We start from the raw sequence: 14,480 nt of genomic DNA, 5'->3' as shown, positions 1-14,480 counted from the left end.
ATAATTGGGCAATTTTTAAAAAGAGGTGATACACGGTGCAAATAGGAACAATGACCATCGACCCTCCGGTGCTGCTTGCTCCAATGGCGGGAGTATCAAACCGTGCTTACCGAGCTATTGCACGCAAGCAGGGGGCCACATTGTGTATCACTGAAATGGTCAATGCCAATGCCCTGCTGCATAAAAGTGCTAAAAGTTTTTGGCTGATGGAAATGGATCCCGGAGAAAGTCCTGTGGGCATTCAAATTGCGGGGTCCGATCCGGAATTAATGGCGGAAGCTGCACGCCAGGCCGAACAGCAGGGTTGTGATTTGATTGACATTAATATGGGCTGTCCGGCACCCAAGGTTGTCAAAAATGGTGATGGGTCTGCGTTGTTAAATGATGCTGCAACCGCTGTGGCTGTTGTTCGCGAGGTCGTGTCAGCGGTTCACATTCCGGTCACCGTAAAAATGCGTGCGGGATGGGACCATAACACCATTACGGCCCCGTCATTAGCCGAGGAATTTGAGCGCGTCGGGGCTAAAGCCATTGCGATTCATGCCCGGACTCGTGACGATTTATATGTGCGCCCGGCCAATTGGGATTTTATTCGGCAAGTGAAAGAACGGGTAAGTATACCTGTCATTGGTAATGGTGATATTAGAACACCGGAAGATGCTGTGCGCATGATGGAGCTTACCGGAGCCGATGGAGTCATGATTGGACGAGCCTCCTTTGGAGATCCGTGGATTTTCAAGCGCATTACCGAATTTGTCCGGTCGGGTCATCACTTAGAGCCTCCCAGTGCGATAGAACGCGCGGAAATGGCGTTGTACCATGTTCGCCGGATGGTGGAGATTAAAGGAGAAAGTGTCGGAATCCGCGAGATGCGTAAACAATTGACATGGTATCTCCATGGAACACCCGGGTCGAGTGCTTACCGCAACCGCTGTTATGCGCTCAATACACTAGAAGACGCTGAAAACCTCATTAACGAATGGTTGGATCACGCCAGGAATGAGGATCTTTCGTGGATCTGATTCGTGTTGGCGATAAAGTGATTAGCTTATCACGAATAGCCAATGTTACGGAGCAAATTCTTTTGGCCAGGTCCCAAGGCATGTCGCAACAGGATGTGGCCAAAAAATTTGGTGTTGACCGTTCCTTTGTCTCCCGCCTTGAAACATTGGGGGAATTACGCAAGGGACGGTCTATTGCGGTTATTGGCTTTCCCATTGCGAACCCTGAAGAAGTTCGGACATTATGCCAGGAACTAGGGGTAGAATTGTGTTGGGTGATGACTAACCAAGAACGCTGGGAATATGCACAAAGCCGTAATGGTATCGAACTTGTGAATGAAATTATGGATTTGGCCAATAAATTTCGCCAATTTGATGTGGTGATTTTATTGGCGTCCAATGCCCGGGTACGGCTGATGGCTGCCCTATTGGATAGTCGCACCGTGATTCCTCTGGTCTTAGGAGAAACCCCTCTCAGTACAGATGTCGTTGTGGATATCGCCGCACTTAAACGAACGATTCTGACGGTTATCGATTCGCCGGAGAATAAAAAATGAGGGTTATAACCATTGCGCTCGACTGATAAATGTATATAATAGGTCCACATAGCATAGATAGCCAATTTCTGTCGTAGGATTCAATAGCAAGCTCTTATTAGAAGAAAGCGGGGAATCGTTTTGAGCGATAAAGAGTTGCTAGTATCTGAAGAAGGATTGAAAAAATTAGAAAGCGAGCTGGAGTATCTTAAAACGGTACGGCGCCATGAAATTTCGGAACGTATCAAGACGGCTCGCGAATTTGGTGACATCTCGGAGAATTCCGAGTATGAGGATGCAAAAAATGAGCAGGCTTTTGTAGAAGGACGAATTCAAACCATTGAGAAGATGCTGCGTCAAGCCAAAGTGGTCAATAGCGATAATGCGGATCCGACGGCGGTACACATTGGATCTGTGGTGACAGTCAAAGATTTGGAAGAGGATTTCGAAGAGGAGTATACAGTCGTAGGGGCAGCAGAGGCTGATCCGAATAAAAACCACATTTCCAATGAATCCCCCGTGGGGAAAGCCCTGATGGGTGCCAAAGTCGGACAGATTGTCGAAGTGAGTGCCCCTGTTGGAAAAATTCGGATGCAGGTTATGAAGATATCGTAAGAGCTGTGGAGGTTATATTTTGGCAGAAGATAGTTTTGATCCCCGCGCCGTTCGAATCAGCAAATTAGAAGCGCTTAAGGCGCGGGGAGTGAATCCCTATGAGCCGACTCGCTTTGATGCCACAGCCTTCAGCCAAGAAATCAAAGAACATTATGAACAGTGGGAAGGTCAATGGGTACGGGTAGCAGGGCGGATTATGGCAATCCGTACCCATGGTCGAGCAATGTTCTTAGATTTGGTTGATCAACAAGGCAAAATACAATGTCATTTGCGAGAAGATATTGTTGGTGAAAACGCCTTCGCGTTGACAGAATTTATGGATCTGGGCGACATCGTCGGGGTGGAAGGAACGGTCTTCAAAACCCGGCGGGGCGAAGTAACCATTGAGGTGCGTCAATATCAATTTTTAAGTAAAAGTTTGCTCGATCTTCCGGATAAACGTCATGGTCTAACCAATGTCGACTTAAGGTACCGTCAACGCTATGTGGATTTATTGGTGAATCCTGAAGTACGCGAAGTCTTTAACATTCGTAGCAAGACGATTACCTATATTCGCCAATTTTTGGCGGAGCGGGACTTTGTAGAAGTTGAGACACCGGTGTTACTGCCGATAGCGGGTGGCACAGAAGCGCGCCCTTTTGTGACCCATCACAATGCGTTGGATATGACGTTATATTTGCGCATTGCCTTGGAACTTCATCTCAAACGACTCATCGTCGGGGGATTTGACCGGGTTTATGAAATCGGCCGGGTTTTTCGCAATGAGGGCATTTCGACAAAACATAACCCAGAATTTACCATGCTAGAATTGTATCAAGCCTATACGGATTATCAAGGCATTATGGAATTGGTTGAATCACTTTTGTCCTATTTAGTGACACGAATAAAGGGACAAGCGGTTATCGAATATCAAGGACAGCAGCTCGATTTTACGCCGCCTTTTGCTCGTGTCGACATGGTTGAGCGTCTGTACGAGAAAACGGGTGTGCGTTGGGAGAGTATTGTTACCACGGAAGATGCTCATCAATTTGCGAAAAAGCTAGGGATTGCAGTTGACCCGCGCTTTGATCGTTCCCAGGTCATGGATAAGATTGTTGGACAAGTCGTCGAGCCCGATTTAATCCAACCAACATTTTTGTGGCACCATCCCGTTGATATTTCGCCTTTAGCGAAACGGGATCCCAAAAATCCATCGCTGACGGAGCGCTTTGAGCTATTTGTGGCAGGTCGTGAACTCGCCAATGCTTTTTCAGAGCTCAATGATCCCTTAGATCAGCGTGAACGATTTTTGCGACAACAAGAACAACGGCGGCAGGGAAATGATGAAGTGCCCCCATTAGACGAAGATTTCCTCAATGCTTTGGAACATGGGATGCCGCCTACGGGAGGATTGGGAATCGGCATTGACCGGTTGGTGATGTTATTAACAGATAGTCCATCCATTCGTGATGTCATTCTCTTTCCGACCATGCGTCCATTAACGCCGGGGACTATGCCCGAACCCTAGGCTAGGAATCATCGGCAAAAGACGATAAGATAGCTGTGTACAAATTTGTGCACAGCTATCTTTTTGGGAGGCTTCGGATGAAACACGTGGTCAGTGTGAGCCTTGGCAGTGCAGTGCGTGATCATGATACCGAACTTGATATTTTTGGCGAAAAGGTTCATGTAAGTCGGCGTGGCACCAATGGCGATCTCGAGCGCGCCCGGGAAATGATTCAGCAACTCGATAATCATGTAGATGCTATTGGGTTAGGCGGCATTGATCGCTATTTAGTGGTTAATGGGCAACGCTATGAAATTGAAGATGCTAAAGGTTTAGCTGCGGCGGCGCAAACAACCCCAGTGGTAGATGGCAGCGGTGTGAAGGCGATATGGGAATATCAGGTCATCAATCAACTTGTCCAGCATCAGATTATCCATCCGCCAATGAAGGTCTTGTTAGTCTCAGCCTTAGACCGTTTTGGGATGGCCCAAGCATTTTACGAAAATGGTTTTGAGACCGTTGCCGGCGATTTTATCTTCGCGAGTCATATTGACTACCCCATTAATTCCTTAGCGGAACTAGAGAAATTTGCCCGGCGATTATTACCAAATTTGACGAAGATGCCCTTTGCCACGCTATACCCTACGGGACAGGAACAAGAGCAAATTTCTTCGGATACCACTTATCATCATTACTTTGCAGATGCCGATATTATTGCTGGGGATTTTCATTTTATTCGCCGTCACTTGCCACAAAACCTCGCGGGCAAACTCATGGTCACCAACACCACCACGAGCCAAGACCGTGATTTATTAAAAGAGCGTCGTCTTAAGGCACTTATCACGACCACACCGGTTGTACACGGGAGAAGTTTTGGCACTAATGTGATTGAAGCAGCCATTGTCGCGGCGACTGGAGTAAAACCTGATGACAGCGCATGGGCCAAAACAGTCCTTGATGCCGGGTTACGGTATGACTTCACGCGGTTCGATTAGCGGTTAGTGACCACGACGAATTGTGGCGACAATATGCAAGGGAGTAGAAACAATGAGTATGCTATCGACTTTCGAAGACTTTGCGCGCGCCTGTAACGAAAATGAACGGCTGCGGCAAATGAACCGGGACTGGAACCGGACGATTGTTATTGAGACAACGGATAGTCATCAGTGGTATTGGCTCCGCAGTCAAAAGGGCGTTATTGAAGCTGGCGAAGGCGATGTTCCCTATGCCGACATGCATATCGAAGGGACAGAGGACATTATTCAGGCCGTTTTTTCGGGCCAGATGAGTCCGACCGAACCGTATAATGCGGGAGATTTGTTAGTTAAGGGCCATCAGGATGACTTGATGCGTCTTGATATTATTACGCTATTAATTTGGGGGGAGTGACAATGGCCAGGCGCCAAGTGCTGCCTTTACGGACAGCGGTCTCGACCAGTGCGGGTCTTGCGTCTGCGGCGATCAACTTCCTTGCCTGTGTGGAAGTTGCAGAATATGCCGGAGGCCCCTCAGCATGGATCGCCTTATTGGTGGCTGGAGCCCTGATTGTTTTTTCCGCTAGCAATTTTGCAGAATTAAGTGGTCTTTATCCTTCGGCAGCCGCGATTCGGGTATGGACGCGGCGTGGACTGAATGATTCGTTATCATTGATTATCTCGTTAGTTTATGCCTTAACGGTAATTTTTGTTATTGCTGCCGATGCCTTTGTGTTAGCCAACGCCTTTCATGCAGGTATTCCCCAGATTCCCGGATGGTTATGGATTGTCGTCTTGCTGTTGGTGATCGTCATTGCCAACTTACGCGGAATCCGGATTGCAGGACGTATTCAAGATGCCAACGCGCTGTTATTGTTGGCGACCTTGAGCATAATCAGTCTGGTGATTTTAGGTAAGGTACCCTTGCCCCCTGTATCAAAATTTTTGCATGTAGGTCCCGGAATTTTTCAAAGTATTGCTTTGGGTGTGTTCATTTATGTGGGTTTTGAATGGGTTACCCCATTAGCCGAGGAATTTTCTGATGCACGGGCCATACCACGCGGCATGTATATCGCTTTGGGTTTGATTGCCATAGCGTTCGCCTTATTTACTGTGGCGTTAACGACAATTTTTCCGAAAACTGAACAATTAAAGACCACCTTGATACCTCAGCTGCTGGCGGGGCAGAAGGCACTGGGAGAAGTGGGATTTTGGTGGATGCTTTTTGTGACCATGACGACGGCCATGACGACTTTTAATGGGGGTCTATTTACGGCGTCCCGTTTTGTGTACGCGCTGGCGAGAGAAAAGTCTTTACCCAAGGTCTTTGCGCATTTAAACGATCGTTGGGTTCCTTCTTATGCCCTGATGACTCTGGCAGGTTTATCCCTTGTTCTGGCCCTGGTGATTTTTGCCACGGGACAATTCACGATATTGATTAATGCGGGAGCGGGTGTCGAGGGGCTGATTTATGCTCTGTCGGCACTGTTGGTTATTCGGTTGCGGCGTAAAGAACCAACTCGCGCGCGTCCCTTCCACGCCTTGGGCGTGCCTTGGCTCACCGCTATGGTGGGAATTGTCTTTTTGTTGCTCGGAGTGGGAGCGCTCATGACGTCATCTTCACCGGTCCCTTGGCCTTTAGTGTTTGTCGGCACTTTAGTGATTCTGACTTCCCTTTATGTCTATAAGGTCGTTCCGCAATTAAAAACGAAAAATCCTGTTAAGTCGATGAAGCGGGCGCGCGAAGAAACCATAGAGTAAATGTGGTGCCCTCTTCTCCTGTTTCTAGGGTGATATATCCTTTTTGTGAGCGCATCAAAGCTTCGGCAATACTTAATCCGAGACCCGTACCGCTTTTTCCCCGGCCATTTTGACCGCGGTAAAAGCGAGTGAAAATATGCGGAATATCTTCTTCAGGGATACCGGGACCATGATCGCGTATGGCAATCCCGCAGCGTTCTCCTTGCGGTAATACCGTAATCTCGATGGTTCCGCCATCTGGACTGTATTTGACGGCGTTTTCGAGAACCGCCCATAAGGCTCGTCGAGCGAAGGGTTCATGAATCAAGACGGCCGCTTGTCCCGGATCGTGAAGGAGGATATGCAAACTCGGATTCAAGGCGCGGGCATCTTCACTGGCATCTTCCAATAAGGTGCGAAGAGAATGTTTTTGTAATTGAGCTGGCCCTTCGTTGCGCACGTGTTCAAGCGTTAAAAGATCGCCGACGAGGGTAATCATTTCAGAGACGGCCCTATCCATAGCTGTTAAGCTATCCTCTTCGGTGGCCCGGTCGATACTATCCCAGTTGCGTAAAATATCGAGATTACCCCGAATAACTTCAAGGGGGGTTCGCAACTGATGGGCGGCATCCGCTAATAAAGTCCGGTCTCTTTGCCACCGAGCTTCTAAGGTTTGTACCAGTTCTGATAACAACCGCGCGAGCTGGCTAAATTCATCGTCCGTTCGAGATGGATTTTCGACAGGAAGAAATTGATTCGTGGATAACATATGTTCTACGGAACGGGTCATGCGTTTGACCGGCTCCAGAACCCGGTGCGTCGTCCATCGTCCGAGCAAAACACCCCCTGCTGCTGCAGCAATCCCGACTATCGTCATCACGAGAACAAGATCCCCAAGTAAATCCAAGTCGGGTTTCAATGGCCAATCAATGACATAAGTGAGGTCTGCGTGGTATTCAACTAAACGTAGCGAAATGGGTTCACGTGCCAAGCCTCCTATTAAGGGTCCAATAGGGCGAGGAGCAGTGTTAGGAGAGCGCAAGATGACATGACCATGCTGCAGGATCCAAATATGCGGATCGACCGAGCGGGTATATTCATGCACGATCACACTCAGTGTATTACCATGAGCCTGTTTGAGGCCGGCATACACGCTTAAGGCGTCAGAAGCGGCGGCATCATATAAGTGAAAGCTGACAGCCAAAATGGTGATAATAGCAAAAACAACCACCAGGCTGACGATGGCCCCTCCTGTTTGGATAGTAAAACGGGTGCGAAGACTACGTGGGAAGTTCACGACGGATTCTCGTATTTCAACACATAACCCACTCCACGGATCGTCACTAAATTGAGTTCATCGGTTGGTAGTCCGATTTTTTGTCGGAGATAGCCAACATAGACATCGACAATGTTAGAGGCTCCGGAATATCCCCATCCCCAGACACGATCGAGAATCATGTCCCGGGTTAGAGTAATCCCCACATTTTGCATAAAGTACTGTAAGAGATCAAATTCTCGCCGTGTGAGTTCAATGGGGGTATTGTTCAAACGGACCTCATGCCGCATCGGATACAGTTCCAAAGGACCGACTTTAAGGGTATCATCTTGATGGAAAACGTTGGCAGGTCTTCGGGTGAGGGCACGCATACGTGCTAACAATTCCATAGTCGCAAATGGTTTCACCAGATAATCATCGGCACCGGCATCGAGTCCTCGGACACGGTCAACCACGGCATCGCGTGCCGTTAAAATTAATATCGGGGTATCTGACACTTGACGAAGAGATTGACACACTTTAATACCATCAATATCGGGGAGCATTAAGTCTAAAATCACGACGTCGTAATTCCCTCCAATGGCTTCAGAAAGTCCATCACGGCCTTTATTGCACCAGTGAACATCCCATCCCGCATGACGGAGTTCTAACGTAATAAGACGGGCAACGCGGTCGTCATCTTCGATGAGCAAGGTGTGCAATCCATTCCCATCCTTTCGTGTCTCAAGCCATGTCTTTTGATAGAGGAAGTGGCTCCCTAAAGTTCTGTTTAAAGGGAAGACACGGCTTTTAAGCTTATTATAACGAAATACCTGTCTATTTCGCGGGCTCGTGGCATAGGTATTACGTACGATAGTGGGGGAGGATCTTCTATGACTCGCGATAAAGGAATTCGACATGCTTATTATCAGCGCCCCTTGTTTGTGGTGACAGCGATATTTCTCGTCATTGCCTTGGTAGGGGGATTGATTTATGGCCAGAACAGTCGCGTCATAGCAAGTTGGGATCGCGCCTTGCTACATCCCGCTGAAGCTTCCATAGTCGTGCCGACTACTGGTCCCAGACCCGAGAAAACGGCTCAAAATCCTGGTCCTTCGGATGGACTGCCGCCCGGCATGGTATTAGGGTATTTTTATGACCCGGGAAACCAGGGAAATGCTGCCGCTATGCTTCAGCATTATCTCCCCTTTTTAACGGGTATTATTCCATTTTGGTATACGATCAATGCGAATGGATATATTAGTGGTCAAACCAATCCCACGGTTTTGCAAATAGCACGCCAACATCACTTATGGACATTTGCCCTAGTTGAAAATATGGCGGGACAGTCTGTATTTGGACCTTTATTGAGTAATCCGGTGGCGAGTCAAAGAGCTATTGAGAATATGTTAACACTCGTGGAAGATAATGGCTATGATGGGGTGAACTTGGACTGGGAAGGGATGGCTCCCTCTGAGCAAAAGGCTTTTACTCAATTTGTTTCGCATTTGTCGCAAGTGTTTCATCGTCATGGCTATTATGTCACACTGAGTCTGCCCGCAGAGACCAGTTACCAGCCCACGAACTCTTGGACAGGAGCTTATAATTACCCGGCTTTGGCCAAGAGTGCAGATTTATTAATGATTATGGCTTACGACGAACATTGGGCCGGAGGGAGCCCTGGGCCTATTGCATCCCCGTCATGGGTGAAAGCTGTGTTGAATTACACCATATCAGTAGTTCCCCCTAGTAAAGTGATTTTAGGGATTCCCGGATATGGCTATGATTGGAGTAATTCTGGCGCGATTGCGTTATCTTATGGGCAAGCCCAGTCGTTGGAACAACAATACACCCATGAAACCGGAAAAAATCATTTTGTCTATGTGCAAAATGGCGCTGTTCATTCAGTTTGGTTTGAGGATACGCAAAGTTTGCTATCTAAAATACAATTGGTTTCTGGTTACGAACTGCGTGGTATTGCGCTGTGGCGCCTAGGCATTGAAGATCCAAAAATCTGGGACTTTTTGCAATGATAAAAAGTCGCACGATCCCCTTGTTTTTAGCATAAGGCCGTGTTATTATATCAAAGCTGTCCGACAGGGCAGCACGGCCATGAGGTCAAGACCTCGGGCAGTCGGTCCTTGAAAACTATATCGTCATGTTGAAGTGAAAGTTATCGAATCACGTCAGAAGACAGAAATGAGTCATGGAGAGTTTGATCCTGGCTCAGGACGAACGCTGGCGGCGTGCGTAATACATGCAAGTCGAGCGGACCTTCGGGTCAGCGGCGGACGGGTGAGGAACACGTGAGTGATCGGGCTGTGAGTGGGGGATATCGGGCCGAAAGGCGCGGCAATCCCGCATACGTTCCGGGGAACCGGAAGAAAGCTTGGCAACAGGCGCTCACAGGGGAGCTCGCGGCCCATTAGCTAGTTGGGGGGGGTAATGGCCTCCCAAGGCGACGATGGGTAGCCGGCCTGAGAGGGTGAACGGCCACACTGGGACTGAGACACGGCCCAGACTCCTACGGGAGGCAGCAGTAGGGAATCTTCCACAATGGGCGCAAGCCTGATGGAGCAACGCCGCGTGAGTGAAGACGGCCTTCGGGTTGTAAAGCTCTGTCTGTCGGGACGAAGACCGGCCCGGAAGGGCCGGGGAGCCGGTACCGACGGAGGAAGCCCCTGCAAACTACGTGCCAGCAGCCGCGGTAAGACGTAGGGGGCAAGCGTTGTCCGGAATTACTGGGCGTAAAGGGCGTGTAGGCGGTGCGATACGTAGCGGTTTTAAGCCTCCGGCTCACCCGGAGGAGGGCGGCTAAACGGTCGCGCTAGAGGGCAGGAGAGGTGCGTGGAATTCCTGGTGGAGCGGTGAAATGCGTAGAGATCAGGAAGAACACCCGTGGCGAAGGCGGCGCACTGGCCTGGCCCTGACGCTGAGGCGCGACAGCGTGGGGAGCGAACGGGATTAGATACCCCGGTAGTCCACGCCGTAAACGATGGGTACTAGGTGTCGCCCGGGTCCACCGGGCGGTGCCGGAGCTAACGCACTAAGTACCCCGCCTGGGGAGTACGGCCGCAAGGTTGAAACTCAAAGGAATTGACGGGGGCCCGCACAAGCAGTGGAGCATGTGGTTTAATTCGACGCAACGCGCAGAACCTTACCAGGACTGGACACGCTCGTGAGCGCCGCGAAAGCGGCGGGCCCTTCGGGGAGCGAGCGCAGGTGCTGCATGGTTGTCGTCAGCTCGTGTCGTGAGATGTTGGGTTAAGTCCCGCAACGAGCGCAACCCTTGTCGTGTGTTGCCAGCGGTTCGGCCGGGCACTCACACGGAAACTGCCGGTGACAAACCGGAGGAAGGTGGGGATGACGTCAAATCCGCATGGCCTTGATGTTCTGGGCTACACACGTGCTACAATGGTCCCGACAACGGGATGCGACGGCGCGAGCCGGAGCCAATCCTTCAAACGGGATCTCAGTTCGGATTGCAGGCTGCAACTCGCCTGCATGAAGCCGGAATTGCTAGTAATCGCCCATCAGCATGGGGCGGTGAATTCGTTCCCGGGCCTTGTACACACCGCCCGTCACACCACGAGAGTCGGCCACACCCCGAAGCCGGGCGATCCAACCGCAGATGCGGAGGGTCCCGTCGACGGTGGGGTCGGTGATTGGGGTGAAGTCGTAACAAGGTAGCCGTATCGGAAGGTGCGGCTGGATCACCTCCTTTCTAGGGAGCTTCACATGACGATATGGTTTCCGAGGACCGACGGCGGCGCAGAGCGCCGCGGCCGGCGGACCTTGACAACTTTACAGGAGAAAGAGACAACCAGCACACGGGGGATGCCTCGGGTGCGGATGGGGCGAAGAAGGTCGTGGCACGCCACGAAAGGCCTCGGGGAGCGGCGTCGCACGCAACGATCCGAGGGTCACCGAATGGGGAAACCCCCAGACCGGCAGGTCTGGACGGTTCGCCACAGGGCGAAACCGAGTCCAAAGCGGGGAACTGAAACATCTCAGTACCTGCGTCGAGAAAGCGTCAGCGAATCCCGTAGTAGCGGCGAGCGAACCGGGACGAGTCCAAACGTTCGAGGCGTGACCGGACATACCGGCGCCTCGGGCGGGTTGCGGGCCTGTCTTGTCGGCGTATGTCGACCGACACCGGCTCTGCGCCGTCGATCCGAAGCTGTTGGAATGCAGCGCCCTAGCGGGTGAGAGCCCCGTCGGAGCAGACGCGCGCAGACCGGGACAGGTTCCAGAGTACCACGGTCCTCGTGGAAGACCGTGGGAAGCCGGGCGGCCCACCGCCCAAGACTCCCGACCATCCGTCACCGATAGCGCAGAGTACCGTGAGGGAACGGTGAAAAGCCCCCCGGGAGGGGAGTGAAAGAGATCCTGAAACCGTGTGCTGTCAAGCCGTCAGAGTGGGGTTCGCCTCATGATGGCGTGCCTATTGAAGAATGAACCGGCGAGTGACCGGCAGGCCGCGAGGTTAACGACCGGGAGGTCGGGAGCCGGAGCGCAAGCGAGTCTGAAGAGGGCGGCCAGTGGCCGCCGGTCGACCCGAAACCGTGTGATCTAGCCGGCGCCAGGCTGCAATCCCCTTAAGCCGGGATGAAGGGCCGCACCCGTGTCCGTTGAAAAGGGCTGGGACGAGCGGCGGCTAGGGGTGAAATGCCAATCGAACACGGAGATAGCTGGTTCTCCCCGAAATCGCTTGAGGGCGAGCCTCCCCGACCAATACCGACGGGGTAGCGCTCTGTGAATGGAAGGGGTCCGTGAAGGATTACTGCCTGTTCGCAAACGACAAAGTCGTCGGTAGGCGGGAGAGAGTCAGACGTTGGGGGATAAGCTCCAAGGTCAAAAGGGTAAGAGCCCAGATCGTCCGCTAAGGTCCCCAAATGACCACTGAGTGGCAAAGGTCGTCGCGTGATCGAGACAGCCAGGAGGTTGGCTTAGAAGCAGCCATCCTTGAAAGAGTGCGTAATAGCTCACTGGTCGCAGTCGCGCGGCGCCGAGAATGTGCGGGGCTAAGTGGTCTACCGAAGCGGCGAATCGGCCTCCTTAGGAGGCCGGTGGTAGGGGAGCGTCCGCCGGGGGGCGAAGCGTGCGGGGAACCGTGCGTGGACCGCGGCGGAGTGCGAATGCCGGTATGAGTAGCGAAAAGGCCCGTGAGAATCGGGCCCGCCGAAAGCCGCAGGGTTCCGGAGGCAGGATCGTCCGCTCCGGGTTAGTCGGGCCTAAGGCGAGGCCGTTGAGGCGTAGTCGATGGAGACACGGTGGAGATTCCGTGACCAGCCGATCACGGCGAAGGGAGCAGGACGTGGTCCGCGGGGGTCTGCGCCCCGTTGGTCGTGGGCGTCCCGCAAGGGGGACGGAACCGCAAGTACGGAAGAGAGCTCGGCGGACCACCGAGAAAAGTGCAACTGGAGTGATCGGGTGTCCGTACCCGAAACCGACACAGGTAGGCGAGGCGAGGAGCCTCAGGCGCGCGAGTGACCTCTCGTTAAGGAACTCGGCAAATTACCCCCGTAACTTCGGGAGAAGGGGGCCCGGCCGCAGCCGCGGCCGGGGGCACTACAGCGGCCCAAGCGACTGTTTACCAAAAACACAGGTCCCTGCGAAGTCGTAAGACGCCGTATAGGGGCTGACGCCTGCCCGGTGCTGGAAGGTTAAGGTGAGGGGTGCAAGCTCCGACCCGAAGCCCCAGTCAACGGCGGCCGTAACTATAACGGTCCTAAGGTAGCGAAATTCCTTGTCGGGTAAGTTCCGACCCGCACGAAAGGCGTAACGACTTGGGCACTGTCTCAACGAGAGACTCGGTGAAATTGCAAGTCCTGTGAAGATGCAGGATACTTACGACTGGACAGAAAGACCCCGTGGAGCTTTACTGTAGCCTGCCATGGAACGCGCGCGACGTGTGTACAGGATAGGTGGGAGGCGGAGAAGCCGCCGCGTTAGCGGCGGGGGAGCCATCCTTGGGATACCACCCTCACGGCGTGCACGATCTAACCGCCGCCGGCACCCGGCGCGGGACAGTGGCAGGGGGGCAGTTTGACTGGGGCGGTCGCCTCCTAAAGCGTAACGGAGGCGCCCCATGGTTCCCTCAGCACGGTTGGACAGCGTGCAGGGCGTGCAAAGGCACAAGGGAGCTTGACTGCGAGCGTGACAACGCGAGCAGAGCCGAAAGGCGGGCTTAGTGATCCGGTGGCACCGCGTGGCAGGGCCATCGCGCAACGGATAAAAGCTACCCCGGGGATAACAGGCTGATCTTCCCCAAGAGTCCATATCGACGGGAAGGTTTGGCACCTCGATGTCGGCTCATCGCATCCTGGGGCTGAAGTCGGTCCCAAGGGTTTGGCTGTTCGCCAATTAAAGCGGTACGTGAGCTGGGTTCAGAACGTCGTGAGACAGTTCGGTCCCTCTCCGTCGTAAGCGGTGGATACTTGAGGGGCGCGACTCCTAGTACGAGAGGACCGGAGTGGACGAACCGCTGGTGTGCCCAGTTGTGTTGCCCAATGCAGCGCTGGGAAGCTAGGTTCGGAGCGGAGAAGCGCTGACCGCATCTAAGCGCGAAACCGACCCCAAGATGAGGTATCCGAGGCGGCCTATGGGCCGCCACGAGACCCCCACACGACCAGTGGGTAGATAGGTGGTCCGTGGACACCCGGTAACGGGCGGAGCGAGACCATACTAATCGGTCGAGATCTTTCTCCTGTGAAGTTGTGAGGGTCTGTGGAGCCCCGAAGTTTGTCGGTGCTTTAGGTCGCGTGTGTTGACCCGTTCCCATCTCGCACACGGTCGTCCCCCACGCGGCCGCTGGTGGTACTGGATCCGTCGGGATCTGGGAGGCCCAGTGGTGCCGACAGATATTTTAGA

Annotated in this window: 10 protein-coding genes and 3 rRNA genes; 11 read left to right on the top strand and 2 right to left on the bottom strand. The window is 52.7% G+C overall.

All coding sequences use genetic code 11. The annotated features are described in order from the left end of the window. The first annotated feature begins 35 nt into the window (after positions 1–35). From dusB to B8987_RS04545, 7 genes are all read left to right on the top strand, one after another. A complete protein-coding gene (gene dusB, locus B8987_RS04575; protein ID WP_028961945.1) occupies positions 36–1,022 on the top strand; it encodes a tRNA dihydrouridine synthase DusB in 987 nt (328 codons plus the stop codon). Beyond that, positions 1,013–1,558: a helix-turn-helix domain-containing protein gene (locus B8987_RS04570; protein WP_028961946.1), complete on the top strand. Its 546-nt coding sequence runs from the start codon at positions 1,013–1,015 to the stop codon at positions 1,556–1,558. Before dusB ends, B8987_RS04570 begins: the two co-directional genes overlap by 10 nt. A gap of 120 nt (positions 1,559–1,678) precedes the next feature. Next, positions 1,679–2,152 (top strand): transcription elongation factor GreA, encoded by a 474-nt coding sequence (gene greA / locus B8987_RS04565; RefSeq protein ID WP_020374378.1) that lies wholly within the window; start codon positions 1,679–1,681, stop codon positions 2,150–2,152. A gap of 19 nt (positions 2,153–2,171) precedes the next feature. Further along, entirely contained in the window at positions 2,172–3,659 is a 1,488-nt protein-coding gene (gene lysS / locus B8987_RS04560) for a lysine--tRNA ligase (protein ID WP_084660919.1), read from the top strand. 77 nt (positions 3,660–3,736) lie between these two features. Beyond that, on the top strand, positions 3,737–4,633 hold the full coding sequence (locus tag B8987_RS04555; protein WP_037911941.1) for a hypothetical protein: 897 nt from the start codon (positions 3,737–3,739) through the stop codon (positions 4,631–4,633). Positions 4,634–4,685: 52 nt separating this feature from the next. Then, positions 4,686–5,027 carry an SCP2 sterol-binding domain-containing protein gene (locus B8987_RS04550; RefSeq protein ID WP_028961949.1) on the top strand — a complete coding sequence of 114 codons (342 nt, stop codon included), beginning with the start codon at positions 4,686–4,688 and terminating at the stop codon, positions 5,025–5,027. Between the two features lie 2 nt (positions 5,028–5,029). Further along, on the top strand, positions 5,030–6,373 hold the full coding sequence (locus B8987_RS04545; RefSeq protein ID WP_084660918.1) for an APC family permease: 1,344 nt from the start codon (positions 5,030–5,032) through the stop codon (positions 6,371–6,373). Here the strand turns inward: B8987_RS04545 and B8987_RS04540 are convergent. Both B8987_RS04540 and B8987_RS04535 read right to left on the bottom strand, forming a co-directional pair. Further along, the gene (locus B8987_RS04540; protein WP_139793465.1) at positions 6,333–7,649 is read right to left on the bottom strand and encodes a HAMP domain-containing sensor histidine kinase; all 1,317 of its coding nucleotides are present in this window, start codon (positions 7,647–7,649) and stop codon (positions 6,333–6,335) included. The two genes, B8987_RS04545 and B8987_RS04540, sit on opposite strands and share 41 nt — an antisense overlap. Next, on the bottom strand, positions 7,646–8,329 hold the full coding sequence (locus B8987_RS04535; RefSeq protein WP_020374384.1) for a response regulator transcription factor: 684 nt from the start codon (positions 8,327–8,329) through the stop codon (positions 7,646–7,648). Before B8987_RS04535 ends, B8987_RS04540 begins: the two co-directional genes overlap by 4 nt. A gap of 171 nt (positions 8,330–8,500) precedes the next feature. Between B8987_RS04535 and B8987_RS04530 the strand changes: the two genes are divergently transcribed. From B8987_RS04530 to rrf, 4 genes are all read left to right on the top strand, one after another. Beyond that, positions 8,501–9,640 carry a glycosyl hydrolase family 18 protein gene (locus tag B8987_RS04530; RefSeq protein ID WP_028961951.1) on the top strand — a complete coding sequence of 380 codons (1,140 nt, stop codon included), beginning with the start codon at positions 8,501–8,503 and terminating at the stop codon, positions 9,638–9,640. A gap of 170 nt (positions 9,641–9,810) precedes the next feature. After that, positions 9,811–11,331, top strand: a 16S ribosomal RNA gene (locus B8987_RS04525). An 86-nt stretch (positions 11,332–11,417) separates the two neighbouring features. Next, positions 11,418–14,318: ribosomal RNA gene (locus tag B8987_RS04520) — 23S ribosomal RNA — on the top strand. Between the two features lie 35 nt (positions 14,319–14,353). Then, positions 14,354–14,469, top strand: a 5S ribosomal RNA gene (rrf, locus tag B8987_RS20210). The 16S, 23S and 5S rRNA genes sit together here, the layout of an rRNA operon. Positions 14,470–14,480: the final 11 nt, after the last annotated feature.

The sequence above is a fragment of the Sulfobacillus thermosulfidooxidans DSM 9293 genome (assembly GCF_900176145.1).
Taxonomy (GTDB): Bacteria; Bacillota; Sulfobacillia; order Sulfobacillales; family Sulfobacillaceae; genus Sulfobacillus; species Sulfobacillus thermosulfidooxidans.
Note: the sequence above shows the minus strand (reverse complement) of the source record. Positions and strands in the feature narration are given on the sequence as shown.

Coding starts and splice junctions, on each gene's coding strand:
- B8987_RS04550 (WP_028961949.1), top strand. CDS start 4,686: ATGAGTATGCTATCGACTTTCGAAGACTTTGCGCGCGCCTGTAACGAA.
- B8987_RS04530 (WP_028961951.1), top strand. CDS start 8,501: ATGACTCGCGATAAAGGAATTCGACATGCTTATTATCAGCGCCCCTTG.
- B8987_RS04545 (WP_084660918.1), top strand. CDS start 5,030: ATGGCCAGGCGCCAAGTGCTGCCTTTACGGACAGCGGTCTCGACCAGT.
- B8987_RS04555 (WP_037911941.1), top strand. CDS start 3,737: ATGAAACACGTGGTCAGTGTGAGCCTTGGCAGTGCAGTGCGTGATCAT.